General features: G+C 71.4%; 16 protein-coding genes and 1 tRNA gene. 6 read left to right on the forward strand and 11 right to left on the reverse strand.

The window, feature by feature from the left end:
- Positions 1 to 91: 91 nt before the first annotated feature.
- Positions 92 to 646 carry a hypothetical protein gene (locus AB5J87_RS19195; RefSeq protein WP_369378040.1) on the forward strand — a complete coding sequence of 185 codons (555 nt, stop codon included), beginning with the start codon at positions 92 to 94 and terminating at the stop codon, positions 644 to 646.
- A 51-nt stretch (positions 647 to 697) separates the two neighbouring features.
- Here AB5J87_RS19195 and AB5J87_RS19200 read toward each other — a convergent pair whose 3' ends face one another.
- The 5 genes from AB5J87_RS19200 to AB5J87_RS19220 all read right to left on the reverse strand — a co-directional run bounded on the left by AB5J87_RS19200 (position 698) and on the right by AB5J87_RS19220 (position 6,512).
- Positions 698 to 1,543, reverse strand: a complete 846-nt coding sequence (locus tag AB5J87_RS19200; protein WP_369378042.1) for an SDR family oxidoreductase — start codon at positions 1,541 to 1,543, stop codon at positions 698 to 700.
- A complete protein-coding gene (locus AB5J87_RS19205; protein WP_369378044.1) occupies positions 1,540 to 3,201 on the reverse strand; it encodes an FAD-binding dehydrogenase in 1,662 nt (553 codons plus the stop codon). Before AB5J87_RS19205 ends, AB5J87_RS19200 begins: the two co-directional genes overlap by 4 nt.
- A gap of 30 nt (positions 3,202 to 3,231) precedes the next feature.
- Positions 3,232 to 3,885 carry a TetR/AcrR family transcriptional regulator gene (locus AB5J87_RS19210; RefSeq protein WP_369378045.1) on the reverse strand — a complete coding sequence of 218 codons (654 nt, stop codon included), beginning with the start codon at positions 3,883 to 3,885 and terminating at the stop codon, positions 3,232 to 3,234.
- 151 nt (positions 3,886 to 4,036) lie between these two features.
- On the reverse strand, positions 4,037 to 4,930 hold the full coding sequence (locus AB5J87_RS19215; RefSeq protein ID WP_369378047.1) for a phosphorothioated DNA-binding restriction endonuclease: 894 nt from the start codon (positions 4,928 to 4,930) through the stop codon (positions 4,037 to 4,039).
- A 31-nt stretch (positions 4,931 to 4,961) separates the two neighbouring features.
- Positions 4,962 to 6,512 carry a DUF4041 domain-containing protein gene (locus AB5J87_RS19220; RefSeq protein ID WP_369378049.1) on the reverse strand — a complete coding sequence of 517 codons (1,551 nt, stop codon included), beginning with the start codon at positions 6,510 to 6,512 and terminating at the stop codon, positions 4,962 to 4,964.
- A gap of 315 nt (positions 6,513 to 6,827) precedes the next feature.
- On the opposite strand from AB5J87_RS19220, the gene AB5J87_RS19225 reads away from it, so the two are divergent.
- Entirely contained in the window at positions 6,828 to 7,649 is an 822-nt protein-coding gene (locus AB5J87_RS19225) for a hypothetical protein (RefSeq protein WP_369378051.1), read from the forward strand.
- Between the two features lie 160 nt (positions 7,650 to 7,809).
- Here the strand turns inward: AB5J87_RS19225 and AB5J87_RS19230 are convergent.
- Positions 7,810 to 7,883 (reverse strand) — tRNA-Pro (locus AB5J87_RS19230).
- 136 nt (positions 7,884 to 8,019) lie between these two features.
- Entirely contained in the window at positions 8,020 to 8,958 is a 939-nt protein-coding gene (locus AB5J87_RS19235; RefSeq protein WP_369378052.1) for a metallophosphoesterase, read from the reverse strand.
- A gap of 156 nt (positions 8,959 to 9,114) precedes the next feature.
- Here AB5J87_RS19235 and AB5J87_RS19240 point away from each other — a divergent pair, with 156 nt between their 5' ends.
- Positions 9,115 to 9,579 carry a GatB/YqeY domain-containing protein gene (locus tag AB5J87_RS19240; RefSeq protein WP_369378053.1) on the forward strand — a complete coding sequence of 155 codons (465 nt, stop codon included), beginning with the start codon at positions 9,115 to 9,117 and terminating at the stop codon, positions 9,577 to 9,579.
- 496 nt (positions 9,580 to 10,075) lie between these two features.
- Here the strand turns inward: AB5J87_RS19240 and AB5J87_RS19245 are convergent, their stop codons facing one another.
- Positions 10,076 to 12,358 (reverse strand): transglycosylase domain-containing protein, encoded by a 2,283-nt coding sequence (locus tag AB5J87_RS19245; protein ID WP_369378054.1) that lies wholly within the window; start codon positions 12,356 to 12,358, stop codon positions 10,076 to 10,078.
- 405 nt (positions 12,359 to 12,763) lie between these two features.
- On the opposite strand from AB5J87_RS19245, the gene AB5J87_RS19250 reads away from it, so the two are divergent.
- Positions 12,764 to 13,129 (forward strand): WhiB family transcriptional regulator, encoded by a 366-nt coding sequence (locus AB5J87_RS19250; protein ID WP_369378056.1) that lies wholly within the window; start codon positions 12,764 to 12,766, stop codon positions 13,127 to 13,129.
- A gap of 39 nt (positions 13,130 to 13,168) precedes the next feature.
- Here AB5J87_RS19250 and AB5J87_RS19255 read toward each other — a convergent pair whose 3' ends face one another.
- Entirely contained in the window at positions 13,169 to 14,560 is a 1,392-nt protein-coding gene (locus tag AB5J87_RS19255) for an ArsA family ATPase (protein WP_369378058.1), read from the reverse strand.
- A gap of 2 nt (positions 14,561 to 14,562) precedes the next feature.
- Positions 14,563 to 15,525 carry an ArsA family ATPase gene (locus AB5J87_RS19260; RefSeq protein WP_369378059.1) on the reverse strand — a complete coding sequence of 321 codons (963 nt, stop codon included), beginning with the start codon at positions 15,523 to 15,525 and terminating at the stop codon, positions 14,563 to 14,565.
- Positions 15,526 to 15,597: 72 nt separating this feature from the next.
- Between AB5J87_RS19260 and AB5J87_RS19265 the strand changes: the two genes are divergently transcribed.
- Together AB5J87_RS19265 and AB5J87_RS19270 are read left to right on the forward strand one after the other, a co-directional pair.
- Positions 15,598 to 15,759 carry a DUF4177 domain-containing protein gene (locus AB5J87_RS19265; RefSeq protein ID WP_003975360.1) on the forward strand — a complete coding sequence of 54 codons (162 nt, stop codon included), beginning with the start codon at positions 15,598 to 15,600 and terminating at the stop codon, positions 15,757 to 15,759.
- The gene (locus AB5J87_RS19270; RefSeq protein ID WP_369378060.1) at positions 15,756 to 16,229 is read left to right on the forward strand and encodes a RidA family protein; all 474 of its coding nucleotides are present in this window, start codon (positions 15,756 to 15,758) and stop codon (positions 16,227 to 16,229) included. The genes AB5J87_RS19265 and AB5J87_RS19270 overlap by 4 nt, the downstream gene beginning before the upstream one ends.
- A gap of 454 nt (positions 16,230 to 16,683) precedes the next feature.
- Here the strand turns inward: AB5J87_RS19270 and AB5J87_RS19275 are convergent, their stop codons facing one another.
- On the reverse strand, positions 16,684 to 17,706 hold the full coding sequence (locus AB5J87_RS19275; protein WP_369378061.1) for a LacI family DNA-binding transcriptional regulator: 1,023 nt from the start codon (positions 17,704 to 17,706) through the stop codon (positions 16,684 to 16,686).
- Between the last annotated feature and the right edge of the window lie 14 nt (positions 17,707 to 17,720).

The following is a 17,720-nucleotide window of genomic DNA, read 5'->3' on the forward strand; positions in this document are numbered from 1 at the left end:
GCGCAGCGCGGGCGTTGACCCGACGCGGCCCTACCCGGGGCCGGGGGACCACCCCTCTCCCGGCCCCGTACCAGTGACACAGGAGTACGCAGTGAACCGCTCGATCCGTCTGGCCGCGCTCGCGCTGACCGCCCTGGCCCTCACCACGGCCTGCGGGGGCTCCGGCGACAAGGCCGACTCCGGCCCGCAGCAGCCCGTCCGGGCCGAGCAGGCGGCGGCCCCGGCCGTCACCTTCCCCGCCCCCAAGGGCGCGCCCGCACCCGCCGCGAGCCTGGCGAAGATCCCGGCCAAGGGCGAAGTGACGCTGGAGCAGGGCCCGTTCACCGACCGGGTGCGGGTCAGCGCCCTCAAGCTCACCGGCAAGCCCGCCGTCACCGGCCACTTCGCCATCACCTCCGACGTCAGCGACGTGCTCGCGCTGGAGCTGCGCGCCGCGTTCTACGACGAGCGCGGCCGGCTGGTCGGCACGGGAAGCTTCCAGTACGCGGAGGAGGGCGAGGCGGGCGAGGCCGCCCACGGCACCGCCGGACACGCCGCACCGCGCGCCGAGGGCGCCGGGATCGACTTCACCGCCGTACCGAAGTCCCCGCTGACGGGCACCCCGGCCAGCGCGGTCCTCTCCGTACCGGTGCTGGTCAACGAGTAGGACGCAGCGACAGGTTGGAGCGGCGCCGCCCGCAGGTTCGGGCGGGCCCGCTCAGCGCAGCCCGTGCCGACGGGCCACCATCCGTTCGGCGGCGCCGCGCGGGAGCAGCCGCCGCAGGGCGAAGACCAGCGGCGCGTTGCTGCCCACCGCGTACAGCGGCCGGGGGCGGGCGTCCGACACCGCCTTCACCACGGTCGCGGCGACCAGCTCGGGCGAAATCCCCTTCTCCTCATTGGCGTTGAGCGCGGCCAGCATCGTCTTGTACTCCCCGGTGAACGGCGAGCCCTCGCGGAGGTACTGCGTGCGCCGCTCGCTGATCCCGGTGCGGATCGAGCCCGGCTCGACCGTGGTGATCCCCACCCCGTACGGCGCCACCTCCCGCCGCGCCGCGCTCGCGAACCCCTTCAGGGCCGCCTTGGACGCCACGTACGAGGAGCGGTAGGCGAGCGGGAAGCTGGCCAGCATCGAGCCGACCATCACCACCCGCCCGTACCCCCGGGCGCGCATGCCGGGCAGCAGGAGCTGGGTCAGGCGGACGGCGCCGAACACGTTCAGCCGGAAGACGCGCTCCACCGCGTCCATGGGCAGCTCCTCGAACGGCCCGTTCTGGCTCTCGCCCGCGTTGTTGACGAGGACGTCCACGTCCCCGGCGGCGTCGGCGCACGCCTCGATCGAGGCGTAGTCGGTGAGGTCGAGCGCCAGATACTCCACGCCCGGCACCGGCCGCTCCACCTTCCCGGGGTCCCGGCTGGTGCCCAGGACCCGGTGGCCGCGCGCCACCAGGGCGGCGGCGACGGCCGCGCCGATGCCGGAGGAGGCGCCGGTGACCAGCGCGGTACGCGGGGCGGCAGCACCAGCCGCGCCCGTGCCCGGGGCCGAGCCCGCCGCCGCGCTCACGCCAGCCGCCGTGCGAGGGCGCGGCCGGCGGCCCGGCCGGAGAAGATGCAGCCGCCGAGGAAGGTGCCCTCCAGCGCGTTGTAGCCGTGGACCCCGCCGCCGCCGAACCCGGCGACCTCCCCGGCCGCGTACAGCCCCTCGAACAGGGTCCCGTCCGGCCGCACCACCTGCGACTCCAGCGTGGTCTCCAGACCGCCGAGCGTCTTGCGCGTCAGGACGTTCAGCCGGACCGCGATCAGTGGCCCGTGCGCCGGGTCGAGCAGGCGGTGCGGCTTGGCGACCCGGGTGACGCGGTCGGGCCAGTACGCGCGCGCGTTGCGCATCGACATGACCTGGAAGTCCTTGGAGTAGCTGTTGTCGATCTCGCGGTCGCGCGCCACGATCTCCCGCTCCACCGCGTCGAGTTCGAGCTTGGGGCCGGGCGAGATCGCGTTCATGCCCTCGACCAGGTCGCGCAGGGTGCGGCGCACCACGAAGTCCTCGCCGTGGTCCAGGAACGCCTGCACCGGTCCGGGCGCGCCCTTGCGTACCCGCGAGAGCACGAGTTTGAGGTCCTTGCCGGTGATGTCGGGGTTCTGCTCGGAGCCGGAGAGCGCGAACTCCTTCTCCACGATCGACCGCGTCAGCACGAACCAGGTGTGGTCGTGCCCGGTCGCCACGATGTGCTTGAGCGTGCCGAGCGTGTCGTGGCCGGGGAAGAGCGGCGCGGGCAGCCGCTTGCCGTTGGCGTCCAGCCACAGCGACGACGGCCCCGGGATGATCCGGATCCCATGGCCTGGCCAGACGGGGTCCCAGTTCCTGAGCCCCTCGGTGTAGTGCCACATCCGGTCCCGGTTGACGATCGAGGCGCCCGCGCCCTCGGCGATCCCGAGCATCCGCCCGTCCACGTACGCGGGCACGCCCGTGACCATGGAGCGCGGGGCGGGGCCCATCCGCTCCACCGGCCAGTTCCTGCGCACCAGTTCGTGATCGCCGCCGATGCCGCCGGAGGTGACCACCACGGCCTGCGCGCGCAGCTCGAACTCGCCGTCGACCTCCCTGGAGGAGGCGACCCCGCGCGGCTCGGACGACGGTACGAGCACACTGCCGCGCACTCCGACGGCCGCGCCGTTCTCGACGACCAGGCCGTCCACGCGGTGGCGGTACCTGAAGGTGACCAGCCCGCGCGCGGCGGCGGCCAGGACGGGCTCCCGGAACACCCGCACGACCTCGGGGCCGGTGCCCCAGGTGAGGTGGAAGCGGGGTACGGAGTTGCCGTGGCCGCCCGCCGTGCCCGCGCCGCGCTCGGCCCACCCGACGGTCGGCGTGACCCGCAGCCCGAGCCCGTACAGATAGCCGCGCTTCTCGCCGGCGGCGAAGTTCACGTACGCCTTCGCCCACTGGCGGGGCCAGTGGTCCTCGCGCTCGCGGTCGAAGGCGGCGGAGCCCAGCCAGTCGGAGAGCGCGAGGTCGTAGGAGTCGCGCACGCCCATCCGGCGCTGTTCGGGGCTGTCGACGAAGAACAGCCCGCCCAGCGACCAGAACGCCTGGCCGCCGAGGTTGGCCTCGTTCTCCTGGTCGACGACGAGCACCTTGCGTCCCGCGCGGACGAGTTCGTACGTGGCGACGAGCCCGGCGAGCCCGGCTCCCACGACGATGACATCGGCGTCGTCACTCACGGCGGCCTCCTGGATGGTTGGAGTCTGGGGTCAGGACGGTGAAGCGCCGCTCTCGGGCCCCTGGCCGGCCGTCACCGGGGTGCTGTAGGCGTCGAGAACGTGTTGGAACAGGGCTTCCCGGCGGGCGCGGACCACGTCGCTGCCGGGGTCGAGCAGGACCTGGACGGCGGTGCCGTCGTGGACCGCGACGAGCGCCTGGCCGAGGACGTCGCGGTCGCCGACCCGCCGCCCGGCGCGCTCCAGCGCGTCCACGACGACGGGCAGGACCGCGTCCTGGACGGCCTGTTCGCGGGCGGCCATCACGCGCCGCAGCGACGGGTTGCGCAGGGCGTGCGCGGTGAACTCGGCGGTCACCCGGTACCAGGCGTCGTCCACGGGGATCGCCCGCAGCGCCGCCCGCACGGCGTCCTCGGGCGCGGCCCCCGACACCTCGGCGAGCGCCTCGCGCACATCGGCGAGCAGCCGGGTGGAGCGCTCCTCCCACATGGCGAGGAAGAGCTCGTCGAGCGAGGTGAAGTTGGAGTAGAAGGCCCCGCGGGTGAACCCGGCCCGCTCACAGACCTGCTCCACGGTGGACCGCCCGAACCCTTCCTCGGCGAACACCCCCAGAGCAGCCTCAAGCAACAACCGCCGAGTCCGGGCGCGCCGGGGGGAGGGGGGCTTGGGGGCGGCGGTGCGGGTCATGGGGGCGACCTCCTTGGATACAGGAACGTATCGGATACGCGGATGCATCCACAAGGGGTCTGAGCTGGGTCTGGTGGACGGGTCTCCGCGCCGAGGGGTACGGCCGGAGGCCCTCTCTCCGGAGGGGGGAGGACCCCCGGGAGACATCAGGTCAGGCGGCGCTGGGGCGCCGGCTGCCGTGGAAGACCTGGCTGGTGTGCCACGAGCGATGGGACTCCGCGACGGGCCGGGTGCCGGGTTGCGGGCCCATGAGCTCTCGGCCCGCGAGTGCTGTGACATGCTCGCGGGCCGCCCGACTGCGGCCGATGAACCGCTGCGAGACCAGGATGCGATGGCCCTCGCCTATGCCCAGGACACCCTTGTCGAAGAGCTTGTGGTGCAGCGAGCAGAGACACACTCCGTTGTCGACGTCGTCAGGCCCGTCGAACGCCCACCAGCGCACGTGCGCCGCCTCCAGTCCGACGGGCGCCGTACCGATCATCCCGTCGTAGCCGCAGAAGGCGCACTGGTACTCGTACGCGGTCAGCACCAACTCCCGCATCCGCCGGTCCCGCTGCCGCCTCCCGGGAGCTGCCGGAGCGTCGGTCTCCGCCCGTTCCAGTTCCAGGCCCACCGCGTCGCACAGGTCCTGGTGCAGCGACGCCGGGAAGTGCAGGTCCAGCAGCACCCTCGCCATGCGGGCCAGCAGCGACGGCTCCCGCCGGAGCGCCGCCCGAAGGTCCGGGGCCAGGCGCCCGGTGGCCCGGCTGGACCGCAGTTCCCGCACCCCGGTGCCCGGGCTGCCGACACCGCGCTCGGTCCGTACCTCCCACACCCCGTCGCTGACCAGGTGGTGGAACGGATAGGCGGGCGTGGTCCCCCGCGGCGGACCGTACTCCACCAGCAGTCGCTTCAGATCCGCCTCCACCGCGGTGTACGGCAACTCGTCCGCGGCATCGGCCTGGAAACGGCCCAGTGCGTACAGCAGCAGCAACGGCTTGTGCGGTGCCCGCGCCCCCTCCCGGCTCCACTGCCTCAGCTTCGCGACACGCTCCAGCCAGTCCATGACGTTGATCGTAGTGAGGCGCCGTCGGCCGTCATGACGGCCGGTCTGCGACTCCTCGTGCGCCCGCGCCGGGCACACCGGCTTCGCCCCTGCGCCGCCCGGCCCGCCATTCGAGCGCATGGGGTTCCTCGGTGAACTCGATCAGGTGCTGTCCGGCGAACTGCTGCAGCGCCTCGCGCACTTCGGCCGGGGTGGCATAGAAGAATTCCTTACGGCTGTTGACCTGGTTGACCCGCTGCGAAGCGAAGTGCCGATGGAGCTCCGACTCCAGGCCGACGGCGTCCTTGCTGAAGATCAGGGCGTGGACATCGAAGCGGAACGGGACGGCCGCGCCGCTCAACTCGTAGACGCGCTCCAGGGGTTCGAGCCGACGTGTCATGCCGATCTTCACCATGCGATCGCCGAAGGCGCCGATGTTCGAGATGACGTACACATAGCCGGCGCGGACGTTGGCCGCGCGGGACTCGACGTCCCGCAGGGCGGTCTCGATCTCGGCGAGTTTGGCCTCCAGCTCGGCCACTCCCGCCGCGTCGCCGCGTTGGCGCAGGCGTTCAAGTGCTGCCTGGTAGTGGCCTTGTTCCTTGTTCAGCTTCTCGCGCTGCCGGTCGAGTTCGCGCTGGACCGCCGCCTCCTCACGCTCCCGGGCGCGCGCCTCGCGCTGCGCCTCCTTCTCCTCTTCCTTCTTCTGCAGGAAGTCCGCGGTGAGCTCCAACTCCCGCACGCGCGCGTTGTGGTACTCGTCGGTGATCCGGATGTGCATGGTGGTGCCCAGCCGGGCGATCGTCTCGCGGCTCTTGAAGAGCCGGTCCACCAGGGAATCCAGCCGGTGCGGCCGCATCGAACGCACGGCGTAGTCGGCTTCGGCGTTGTAGGCGCGCAGCATCAGCTTGGAGAAGTCCCGGACCATCTTCTGGCCCTCGCGCTTGGAGCCGTTGACCGTCCAGTCCGTGGCCGCCTTCACGGCGCGCCCCGCACGGGCCAGCGACTTGATCTCGGTCTGCAACGTGTCGAGCCGGCTGCGGTAGGCGATCGCGTCGTGCAGGGCATGCCGGTAGGCGTAGATCCCGGCCTCCTGCAGCATGGCGGTCTCGTCGGCGTTGACGATCCGGGCCCGCAACTCGGCGAGCCGGCGCCCGGCTTCGGCGACGTCCTTGCGGTGCCGGTCGGCCTCCTTGCGTACGCGCTCGGTCTCCTTGGCCGTGCGGCGCGCGTCGTCGAGGATCTCCTTCGCCGTCTCGCGCGCGTCCTTGCGGATCCCCTCGGCCTCCTCGGCGACCTCGGCGGACGCCTTCTCCCGCAGCGCGGCGGCCTCCGCCTCGACCTGCCGTACGAGTACCGAGACCCGGGCGGCATCCAGGCCCTGCGTCCTCGCGATCCACGCCCGCAGCTCCTCGGCCTCGGACGCGGCATCCGCACGACGCCGCCCGAACAGTCCGCCTCTCCTTGGCGGCGGCACCGCGGAGCCTGCGGCCGAACCGCTGACGAGGGCGTCGGCTGCGAAGTCGCGCTCGGGGAGCCACAGTTGCCATCCCGCGGGCAGCGGAGGCCACGAGGGCTCGGGCCGCCAGTCCGACGGCGGCACCCATCCCGCAGGTGGCACAGGCCAACCCGGCGGCGGATTGAAACGACAAGTGATCATTCCGCACCCCTCGCCCTGGGACGCCCGGCGCACAGGCGCCCGGCGATCCCGGAAAACGTAGAGTGGCATTTTCTTTCCGGTCAGCCACGAGAGCACCCGTACGTTTCGCCTTGTGACGCTCCTGTGACCATGCGTGAGCGCCTTCGTGGGGCCGAAGGGTGAAGGCGGTGCGATCGGTCGAATCTCCCGATCTCCGGAATGGACTAGACCAATAAGCTAAAGTGTCCGGCTGTCCTCGTCTCATCACGCCGGAGTCTCATGTCCGCCTCGTCCCCGTACTCGCCGCACCCGTACGGCCCGCCCAACGCGCCCTCCCGACGCTGGTGGCAGCACCCGGCCCTGATCACCGTGCTGCTGGTCTTCATCCCCCCGGCCGGCATCGTGCTCGCGTGGCTGAGTCCCTGGAAGCCGAAGACGAAGATCGTCGCCTCGGCGCTGGCGCTCCTGTGGTTCCTGCTCATCCTCTTCCAGGACCCGCCCAAGAAGCAGGAGGAGGCGGCGGCCGAACCGAAGCCGATCGCGACGGCGACCGCGTCCCCCACCCCCTCCGCGACGACCGCCGGGCCCACGCCGACCCCGACGCCGAGCGAGGCGCCGATGCCACGCGTCGTGGCGGAGACGTACGGGGACGCGTCGAGGGCGATCGGCCGGCTGATCGACGGCGACATCCGCGCGTACAGTGCTTACACGGATGTCGAGCTGCCCAAGGACCATGACGACTGGATCGTCTGCTTCCAGGGGCCGACGGCGGGCAAGACGCTCGTACGCAAGTACGCCGACCCGAGCCTGCACCTGGTGGCACCGGGCACCGCGTGCCCGCGGAGCGAGGGCACCGAGCTGCACCCCACGCCCACGCACGACCCCGCCCCGGACAACGGATCGACCGGTGGCAGCGGTACGGGTGGCTCCGGTTCCTCCGAGAGCGGCAGTTCGAGCGGCGGCTCGTCCTCCGGCGGCGGGGCGGGTGTCGTCCACCCCGGCTCGTTCTGCAGTACGCCGGGAGCAGTAGGCGTCACCAAGAAGGGCACGCCCATGATCTGCGGCCCCGGCTCTGACGGCCGCAACCGCTGGCACTCCTGACCCAGTCATTTTGGTTTGGTGTGACCTTGCGGGGCGCTGGGTGGGCGGCGAAGCGGAGTGCCGAGAGATCCGACTCTCCGTTCGCCCCCCGGCGGCCCGGGAAACAAGTCAGGCCCGGTACTGATTTCTCAGTACCGGGCCTCACTTGCTGTTACAGCTGTCGGGGTGGCGGGATTTGAACCCACGACCTCTTCGTCCCGAACGAAGCGCGCTGCCAAGCTGCGCTACACCCCGATTGTCACCGGTTGTCGCGGCGACGTCGTTTACTTTAGCCCACCGGCGGCCGGAGACGAAATCCGGTTTCGGGGTGGGGGGTGCGGGGTGCGGTGGGGGGCTTGGGGGCGGGGCTTGGTTTGGGGGTTGTGGCTGGTCAGGGGCGGGGGGTCAGGGTGAGGAGCGTGGCCTCGGGGGGGCAGGCGAAGCGGACCGGGGTGTAGCGGTTCGTGCCGCAGCCCGCCGAGACGTGGAGATAGGAGCGGTGGCCGCCGGACTCGTGGGTGGAGAGGCCCTTCACCCGGTCCGTGTCCAGGTCGCAGTTGGTGACCAGGGCGCCGTAGAAGGGGACGCACAGCTGGCCGCCGTGGGTGTGGCCGGCCAGGACCAGGGGGTAGCCGTCGGCCGTGAACGCGTCCAGGCAGCGCAGATAGGGCGCGTGGACCACCGCGATCGAGAGGTCCGCGTCCGCCTCCGGGCCGCCCTCCACCCTCGCGTACCGGTCCCGCTTGATGTGCGGGTCGTCCAGGCCCGTGAACGCCAGCTCCATCCCGTCCAGCTTCAGCCGGCCCCGGGTGTTGCTCAGCCCCACCCAGCCCGCCGCGTCGAACGCGTCCCGCAGCTCCTCCCACGGGTTGTGGACGACGCCGACCGCGGGCGGGTTGCCGTTCAGGCCGTGCTTGCCCTGGACCTTCTCCAGCAGATAGCGGGCGGGGTTGCGCAGCTTGGGGCCGTAGTAGTCGTTCGAGCCGAAGACGTACACCCCGGGGAACTCCATCAGCGGGCCCAGCGCGTCCAGCACCTCCGGCACGCCCTCGGTGTCCGACAGGTTGTCGCCGGTGTTCACCACGAAGTCCGGACGCAGGCCCGCCAGCGACTGCAGCCACGCGCGCTTCTTGCGCTGGCCGCTCACCATGTGGATGTCGGAGACCTGGAGTACGCGCAGGGGACGCGAGCCTCTCGGCAGCACCGGTACGGTCACCCGTCGCAGCCGGAACGAACGGGCTTCGAAGCCCGCCGCGTAGGCGATGCCGGCCGCGCCGACCGCCGCGATCGCCGCCGTTGTCTTCAAGGGAATCCCGTATCGCGCGTGCATGCGCCCATCGTTGCAGACGTACGTACGCCTACGGTCTTCGCAGGTGGCTCGGGGCCTCGCCGTACGCCCCGCCCCGCGCCCCGCGTACGCCCGGCTCCGCGCGCCCGGCGGGAAACTGGCACGCGCCCCGGGGGCGCCACCTGACACACTGGGCGCATGACCACGCTCAAGGCCACGCTCAAGGACGACCTCACCACCGCCATGAAGGCGCGCGACGAGCTCCGCTCGTCCACGCTGCGGCTGACCCTCACCGCCATCGCCAAGGAGGAGGTCGCGGGCAAGAGCGCGCGCGAGCTCTCCGACGAGGAGGTGCTGACGGTCATCGCCAAGGAGGCGAAGAAGCGGCGCGAGGCGGCCGAGGCGTTCGACCAGGGCGGTCGGACCGAGTCGGCGGCCAAGGAGCGGGCCGAGGGCGAGATCCTGGACGCCTACCTGCCCAAGCAGCTCACCGACGACGAGCTCAATGAGATCGTCGCGGAGGCCGTGGCCGAGGCGAAGGCCGCGGGCGCCGAGGGGCCGCGGGCCATGGGCGCCGTCATGAAGATCGTGAAGCCGAAGGTGGCGGGACTCGCCGACGGCGGCCGGGTGTCGGCGGCGGTCAAGACCCTCCTGGCGGGCTGAGCAGCCCAGCTTCTTGGCGGGCTGAGCCACTCCGGCTTCTTGGCGGGCTGGGCCACTCCAGCATTTTGGCGGCTGAGCCGCCCGGCATGCCGGTGGGGCTGCGCCGCCCTGGCCTCTGCCGGCTGAGCCGACCCCAGCCTCCTGGCGGCTGAGCCCCGGCCTCTTGGCGGGCCGAGCCACCCGGCTTTTGGTCGGCTGTGCCGCGTCGGCCTCCCGTTGGGCCGAGCCCCCCCCAACCTCTTGGCGGGCCGAGCCACTCCGGCTTCCTGGCAGGCTGGGCCCCGGCTTCTGGATGGGCCCAGCCACTCCGGCTTCCTGGCGGGCTGAGCCCCGGCCTCCCGATGGGCCGAGCCACCCCGCCCACCAGCCGCACGCACCAGCCTCCAGCTCCCCGCGCGCAACGCACCACTCACGCGGAAGGGCCGCCCGGGATTCCCGGGCGGCCCTTCCGCATGTCAGCCGGTCCGCGGCGGCCCCGCCGCCGCGCCCCCGCCCCCTACGGGAAGTTCCCGCCGATCTGGCCGTCCGTCGTCTGGCCGCCGATCACTCCCGGCGGGAGCGGGATGCCGGGGTCGGGCGTTCCCGGGCCGCCGCCGCCCGGCTTGTTGTCGCCGCCGGGGCGGTGCTTCTTGCCGCCCTTGCCGCGGCCCTGGTTCTGGCCGCCCTGCCCCTTGCCGTTGTCGCCGCCGTCGTTGGCCGGGGGCTCCTTCGTCTGGGGGTCGGGGATGTCGACCGACACGAAGCCGGGGGACGGCAGGCCGGAGAGGGCGCCGGTCATGGCGTCCTTCCAGATCGGCCCGGGGACCTGGCCGCCGAACACCTTGTCGCGGTACTCGCCGCCGATGGTGATGTTCTCCATCTCGACGTTCTGCAGCGGGCTGCCCACCCACACGGCGCCCGACATGTTCGGCGTGTAGCCGACGAACCAGGCGTTCTTGCGCTGGTCGGTGGTACCGGTCTTGCCCGCGTTGTCGCGGTCCTGGAGACCGGCCTGGGTACCCGTACCGGAGTCGATCACACCGCGCAGCAGCGTGTTGATGCTGTCCGCCGTGTTCTGCGACATGGCCTGCGAGCACTTGGTCTGCGGGACGGGCAGCGACTTGCCGTCCGCCTTCTTGATCGACTCGATGGCGACCGGCGTGCAGTACGTGCCCCGGTTGGCGAACGCCGCGTACGCGCTGGCCATGGTCAGCGGCGAGATGCCGGTCGAGCCGAGGGTGAGCGCCGAGGGCACCATCGGGAGCTTGGCGCCGTTGCCCTGGAGCACGTTCAGCTTGTCCGTCATCTGCGACACCGGGCAGAGGCCGACGTCACCGATCATCTGCACGAAGTAGGTGTTGACCGACTTGGCCATCGCCTCCTTCAGCGCGTACGGGCCGTGCTCGCTCTCGTTCTCGTTCTCCAGGCTCTCGTTGGCGACGTTCTGCCACGGCTTGCCGGAGCAGGTCGGGATCGACGCCGGGTAGGGCATCTCGTACGGCGAGGAGTACTGCTGGGTCGGCGGCTTGCCGCCCTCGATCGCCGCCGCGGCCAGGAACGGCTTGAAGGTCGAGCCGACCGGGAAGCCGAAGTTCGAGCCGCCCATCTGCTTGTTGACCGAGAAGTTGATCTGCGTCTCGTGGTTGCCGAAGCCGTACGGGCGGGACTGGCCCATCGCCGTGATCCGGCCGGTGCCGGGCTGGACCAGCGTGACGGCCGTGGCGACCTTGTCCGACTGGTAGACGTGGTCCTTGATCGAGTTCTGGGTGGACTTCTGGGCCTGCGGGTCCAGGGTCGTGCGGACGGTGAGACCGCCCTGGTTCCAGAGCTTGGCCCGCTCCTCCTTGGTCTTGCCGAAGACCGGGTCGGAGAGGAAGACCTCGCGCACGTAGTCGCAGAAGAAGCCCGCGCCGCTGACGGCGGTGATGCAGCCGTTCTTCGGCTTGGAGACCTTCAGCTTGATCGGCGTGGCCTTGGCGCGGTCCGCCTCGGCCTGCGAGATGTCCTTCTTGTCGGCCATCCGCTGGAGCACCGTGTCCCGGCGCTTCTTGGCCTCGGTGGAGTCGTTGACCGGGTCGTACCGGCTCGGCGACTGGACGATGCCCGCCAGCATGGCGGCCTCCTCCAGCGTCAGGTCCTTGGCGGACTTGGAGAAGTAGCGCTTGGCGGCGGCCTCCACGCCGTACGCCTGCTGCCCGAAGAACGTGATGTTGAGGTAGTTCTCCAGGATCTTCTTCTTGCCGAGCTCCTCCTCGACCTGGATCGCGTACTTGAGCTCCTTGACCTTGCGGCCGAGCGTCTGCTGGGTGGCCTCGGCGACCTTGTCGGGGTCGTCGCCCGCCTCCTCCACGAAGACGTTCTTCACGTACTGCTGGGTGAGGGTCGAAGCGCCCTGGGCCACGCCGCCGGAGGTCGCGTTCTTGTTGAGCGCGCGCAGCACGCCCTTGAGGTCGATCGCGCCGTGCTCGTAGAACCGCGCGTCCTCGATCGCGACGATCGCCTTCTGCATGTACGGGGAGATGTCCGCGAGCGGGACCACCGTGCGGTCGCGCGAGTACACCGTCGCGATCTGACCGCCCTTGGAATCCAGGATGGTGGTGCGCTGACTCAGCGGCGGGGTCTTCAGATTGGCGGGGATCTCGTCGAACCCCTCGACCGTTCCCTTGGCCGCCAGACCCAGCGCGCCGAACGCCGGCAGCGCGATGCCCGCGAGCACCGCTCCGGACAGCACACTGACTCCGACGAACTTCGCGGCCTGCTGGGTCCCGGTCAGACCACCGCCCGAGCGCTTCTTTGCCATGGGGGCAGCCTACGTTCTGATTCGCCGGACACGGGTCAATGCTCTGGCCTAAGCTGCTCTCAGCTGTCACAGCAGTGCGGTTGCGCACCACGTCGTAGTCAGACCCTCGGCAGAGTTCACCCGTCCGGAATTGCTGTCCGTTGCTGTCCCTTTACGCCTCATCCGTCATTCGGCGTCCGTTGTGGCTCAACTGAAACGTCCCGATTGGCCGGGTTCCTCACGAATGTCCCCAGCTCACTCCGTTGGGTGATCTGCCGCGTACGCATAGTCCGTTCGGGCCATTCAAGATTGGGCCCGAAGGGGGTGTTGCGCTGTGCCCACCTTCCGTAACGTCCTCAACTGGCAGCGGTGAATATGCCTCTGCCGCCGTGGGGGAGCCTCGATTCGGGAGAGGACGGCGCCGGCATGGGCTGGGTAACCGACTGGAGTGCGCAGGCAGCCTGCCGCACTACCGATCCGGACGAACTGTTCGTACAGGGTGCGGCTCAGAACAGGGCGAAGGCGGTGTGCACCGGATGTCCGGTGCGGACCGAATGCCTCGCGGACGCACTGGACAACCGCGTCGAATTCGGCGTGTGGGGCGGAATGACGGAACGGGAGCGCCGCGCACTGCTGCGCCGACGGCCCACCGTCACGTCCTGGCGCCGTCTCCTGGAGACGGCGCGCACGGAATACGAGCGCAGCACGGGCATCCTGTCCGTCGCCGTGGACGACGACGAGGCGTACGCCTATCGGCACGCCGTGGACGAGACGTACGCGGCCGTGGGGTAGCCGCACCCGCGCCGCGCAGGCGCAGGCGCCTCGCAGGCGTCAGAGAGCTCCGGCCCGCTCTTCCTGGGTCGCGAGCCGTTCCCCGATGGCCCGGAGCCCGGCGAGATCGTGTACATCGCCGGGCAGGGCGGCCACCTCGGCCACCGGGACTTCGGGATGGAGCGCGGTGAAACGGTCGCGCGTGCGCTGTTCGCGGGCCAGCACCTGCATCCGCTCGGCGTGCAGGCGCAGCAGACCGGCGGTCAGCCGGTCGACCGACGCGCCGTCGGATCCGGTGGTGGAGGAGAGGTCGGGAGAGGAACCACCGGTGTCACGATCCTCAGCCTTCCCGTACCTCTGATCGACAATGCGGCCTTCGACAAGATTTTCCCCGGGTGATCCGTCCGGGTGATCTTCCCCGTGATCCTCCCCGTGCTCGTCGTGCTCTTCTCCCGTCAGGGCCCCCGCACGGCCGCCCCGGTCCGCCTCCGGGCCTTCCTGGCCGCCGCCCTGGTCCGCCGGGCCCTCCTCCAGGCGTTCCGCCGCCGCCAGTGCCCGCTCGGCCGAGAGCCGGGCCGCGCCGCTGCCGTGCACCCGGTTCAGTACGAGCCCGGCGAGCGGCATCGAGTCCGCGGCCAGCCGCTCCACGAAGTACGCGGCCTCGCGCAGCGCGTCCCGCTCGGGCGCGGCGACCACGAGGAACGCGGTCCCGGGAGCCTGGAGCAGTCGGTAGGTGGCGTCGGCGCGGGTGCGGAAGCCGCCGAACATCGTGTCCATCGCCGCCACGAACGTCTGCACGTCCCGCAGCAGCTGGCCGCCGAGGAGCTTGCCGAGCGTGCCCGTCATCATCGACATGCCGACGTTGAGGAACTTCATCCCGGCCCGGCCGCCCATCTTGGCGGGTGCCACCAGGAGCCGGATGAACTTGCCGTCCAGGAACGAGCCCAGCCGCTTCGGCGCGTCCAGGAAGTCCAGGGCCGAGCGGGACGGCGGGGTGTCCACGACGATCAGGTCCCACTCGTCGCGGGCCCGCAGCTGCCCCAGCTTCTCCATCGCCATGTACTCCTGCGTGCCCGCGAAGCCGGCCGACAGGGACTGGTAGAAGGGGTTCGAGAGGATCGCCCGGGCGCGCTCGGGGTCCGCGTGCGCCTCGACGATCTCGTCGAAGGTCCGCTTCATGTCGAGCATCATCGCGTGCAGTTCGCCGGGGCCCTCGACGTCCTTGACCCGGCGCGGGGTGTTGTCGAGCGAGTCGATGCCCATCGACTGGGCGAGCCGGCGGGCCGGGTCGATGGTCAGCACGACCACCTTGCGCCCGCGCTCGGCGGCCCGCAGCCCCAGCGCCGCGGCCGTGGTCGTCTTGCCCACGCCGCCGGAGCCGCAGCACACCACGATGCGCGTCTTCGGGTCGTCCAGCAGCGGGTCGATGCCGAGCGGCGCTGCCGCGTCCATGGTCACTGCCCCACCCCGAGCCCTCGCAGTCGTGCGGCCAGGCGGTAGAGCCCGGCCAGGTCCATTCCCTCGCCGATCAGCGGCAGTTCGTACGCCGGGAGCCCCAACGCGCCCACCACCGCCCGCTGTTCGCGCTCCAGCTCCACCCGCTCGGCGTGCTCGGCGGCCTCCTGGAGCAGCGGGGTGACCAGCTTGGCCGAGCCGGTGACCCCGGCGCGGGTGAGCGTCTTGGCGACCTCCTTGCGCCGGTCGCCGGTGACCCCGCGCACCGCCTCCTCGTCCAGCAGGTGCGGGCGGACCATGTTGACGATGACCGAGCCGGTCGGCAGCTCGGCGGCGCGCAGCTCGGCGATGCCGTCGGCGGTCTCCTGGACGGGCATCTCCTCCAGGAGCGTCACCAGGTGCACCGAGGTCTCGGGCGACTTGAGCACCCGCATCACGGCCTGCGCCTGATTGTGTATCGGGCCGATCTTGGCGAGCCCGGCGACCTCGTCGTTGACGTTGAGGAACCGGGTGATCCGCCCGGTGGGCGGGGCGTCCATGACCACATGGTCGTACGCGTACCGCCCCTGCTTGTCCTTACGCCTCACCGATTCGCACGCCTTGCCCGTCAGCAGGACGTCGCGGACGCCCGGCGCGATGGTGGTGGCGAAGTCGATGGCGCCGAGCTTCTTCAGGGCCCGGCCCGCCGAGCCCAGTTTGTAGAACATCTGGAGGTAGTCGAGCAGGGCCCGTTCGGCGTCGATCGCCAGCGCGTACACCTCCCCGCCGCCGGGCGCCACGGCGATCTTGCGCTCCTCGTACGGAAGGGCTTCCGTCTCGAAGAGCTGTGCGATGCCCTGTCTGCCCTCGACCTCGACGAGGAGCGTGCGCTTGCCCTCCGTCGCGAGGGCGAGCGCGAGGGCCGCGGCGACCGTGGTCTTGCCGGTACCGCCCTTGCCGCTGACGACCTGGAGCCTGCTCACGCCATCGAGCCTAACCAGTCGCCCGGCGGCCTACGCATGAGGCTGCCTCCGCCAGCGGCTACAGTCGGCCCCATGACCAAGTGGGAATACGCGACCGTGCCCCTTCTCGTGCACGCGACGAAGCAGATTCTGGACACCTGGGGCGAGGACGGCTGGGAGCTGGTCCAGGTCGTTCCCGGGCCGAACAACCCCGAGCAGCTGGTGGCCTACCTGAAGCGGGAGAAGCAGGCATGAGCGGTACCGGTGCGGTTGAGGCGAAGCTGGCCGAACTCGGCCTGACGCTGCCGGAGGTCGTGCCGCCGCTGGCCGCGTACCAGCCGGCCGTGCGGTCCGGTGTGTACGTGTACACGGCCGGGCAGCTGCCCATGGTCGACGGCAAGCTGACGCTGACCGGCAAGGTCGGGGCCGAGGTGACGGCCGAGGAGGCGAAGGACGCGGCGCGCGTCTGTGCGCTGAACGCGCTGGCCGCCGTGAAGTCCGTCGCGGGTGACCTCGACCGGATCGCGCGCGTGGTGAAGGTCGTGGGGTTCGTGGCTTCGGCCAGCGACTTCACGGGGCAGCCGGGTGTCATCAACGGGGCCAGTGAGCTGCTGGGGGCGGTGCTGGGGGACAAGGGTGTGCACGCCCGCAGTGCCGTCGGGGTCGCCGTCCTGCCGCTGGACGCGCCGGTCGAGGTCGAGATCCAGGTCGAGCTGGCGGACTGAGGGTCCCCCTCCGGCGCGCGGATTCCGCCTGCGGGCCGCGCGCCCCTTTTTGGACCCGGTTTTCGCCTGTGGGCCGTCTGCGGCTGGTCGCGCGGTTCCCCGCGCCCCTAAAAGCCTGTGGCTGAGCCGGCTTCTCCGGCTACCGGGTACCACCTAGGGGCGCGGGGAACTGCGCGAGGAGCGATCACGGCCCGCAGACATCGGACTGCCCAGGGGCGCGGGGAACTGCGCGAGCGGCCGTCCACGGCCCGCAGACGAACGCACCACCCAGGGGCGCGGGGAACTGCGCGAGGAGCGTTCACCGGCCCGCAGGCAAGGATCCGGCCCAAGAGGGGCGCGGGGAACTGCGCGACAAGCCCCCGCCGGGCCGCAGGCAAAGTCCGGGCCTGAAGGGGCGCGGGGAACTGCGTGAGCGGCCACAGTGCATCCGTAGGCGACAGGCCCGGCCACTTCGCTAGGCGCAGCCGCAGGACTTTCGGATTACCAGGCGGGACGGGAACTGCTTCAGGCGTTCGCGGCGCGAGCCCGCCACGCGGAGGGCGTCGTCCAGGACCAGGTCCACCGCCGCGCGGGCCATCGCGGGCCGGTCGGAGGCGACGGTGGTGAGGGGCGGATCCGTGAGCCCCGCCTCCTTCACGTCGTCGAAGCCCGCCACCGCCAACTCCCGCGGCACATCGATCCGCAGCTCCCGGGCCGCCCGCAGCACCCCGATCGCCTGGTCGTCGGTGGAGCAGAAGATCGCCGGGGGCCGGTCCGGCCCGGACAGGATGTCCAGGGCGACCCGGTAGGCGTCGTACCGGTTGTACGGCGCCTGGAAGAGGCGCCCCTCGGTCGGCCGCCCGGACTCCAGCATGGCGCGCCGCCAGCCCTCGACGTGGTCGGCCACCGGGTCGCCGACGGCCGGGGTCGACTCGACCCCGCCGAGGCACGCCACGTACGCGTGGCCGTGTTCGAGCAGATGGCGGGTGGCCAGCTGGGCGCCGCCGATGTCGTCGGTGACGACGGCCACGTCGTCGATCGCCTCCGGCCGCTCGTGGAGGAGCACCACCCGCGCGTCCCAGGCGTCGATCTCCGCCGCCGCGCGCTCGCTGGGGCCCTGGCTGACCAGGATGAGCCCGGCGACCCGCATGCCGAGGAAGGCCCGCAGGTAGTGGACCTCGCGGTCGTCCAGATAGTCGGAGTTCCCGACCAGGACCATCTTTCCGCGCTCGGCCGCCGCCTGCTCCACCGCGTGCGCCATCTCCGCGAAGAACGGCTGGCGCGCGTCCGGGACGATCATGCCTATGAGGTCGGTGCGCCGCGAGGCCATCGCCTGGGCGACCCGGTCGGGCCGGTAGCCCAGCTCCTTGATCGCGGCGAGTACCCGCTCGCGCGTGGCCGGGGCGACCGGCCTCGGTCCGTTGTTGATGACATAGCTGACGACCGCGGTCGACGTTCCCGCCAGTCTCGCCACATCATCCCGCGTCACCTTGGCCACGAGCGGGAGTCTAC

The organism is Streptomyces sp. cg36 (assembly GCF_041080675.1).
Taxonomy (GTDB): Bacteria; Actinomycetota; Actinomycetes; order Streptomycetales; family Streptomycetaceae; genus Streptomyces.

Bases quoted from the DNA above. Each gene is read 5' to 3' on its own strand.
- AB5J87_RS19250 (WP_369378056.1), top strand. From the start codon at position 12,764: ATGGGCTGGGTAACCGACTGGAGTGCGCAGGCAGCCTGCCGCACTACC.
- AB5J87_RS19245 (WP_369378054.1), bottom strand. From the start codon at position 12,358: ATGGCAAAGAAGCGCTCGGGCGGTGGTCTGACCGGGACCCAGCAGGCC.
- AB5J87_RS19265 (WP_003975360.1), top strand. From the start codon at position 15,598: ATGACCAAGTGGGAATACGCGACCGTGCCCCTTCTCGTGCACGCGACG.
- AB5J87_RS19235 (WP_369378052.1), bottom strand. From the start codon at position 8,958: ATGCACGCGCGATACGGGATTCCCTTGAAGACAACGGCGGCGATCGCG.
- AB5J87_RS19215 (WP_369378047.1), bottom strand. From the start codon at position 4,930: ATGGACTGGCTGGAGCGTGTCGCGAAGCTGAGGCAGTGGAGCCGGGAG.
- AB5J87_RS19240 (WP_369378053.1), top strand. From the start codon at position 9,115: ATGACCACGCTCAAGGCCACGCTCAAGGACGACCTCACCACCGCCATG.
- AB5J87_RS19270 (WP_369378060.1), top strand. From the start codon at position 15,756: ATGAGCGGTACCGGTGCGGTTGAGGCGAAGCTGGCCGAACTCGGCCTG.
- AB5J87_RS19255 (WP_369378058.1), bottom strand. From the start codon at position 14,560: ATGGACGCGGCAGCGCCGCTCGGCATCGACCCGCTGCTGGACGACCCG.
- AB5J87_RS19225 (WP_369378051.1), top strand. From the start codon at position 6,828: ATGTCCGCCTCGTCCCCGTACTCGCCGCACCCGTACGGCCCGCCCAAC.
- AB5J87_RS19210 (WP_369378045.1), bottom strand. From the start codon at position 3,885: ATGACCCGCACCGCCGCCCCCAAGCCCCCCTCCCCCCGGCGCGCCCGG.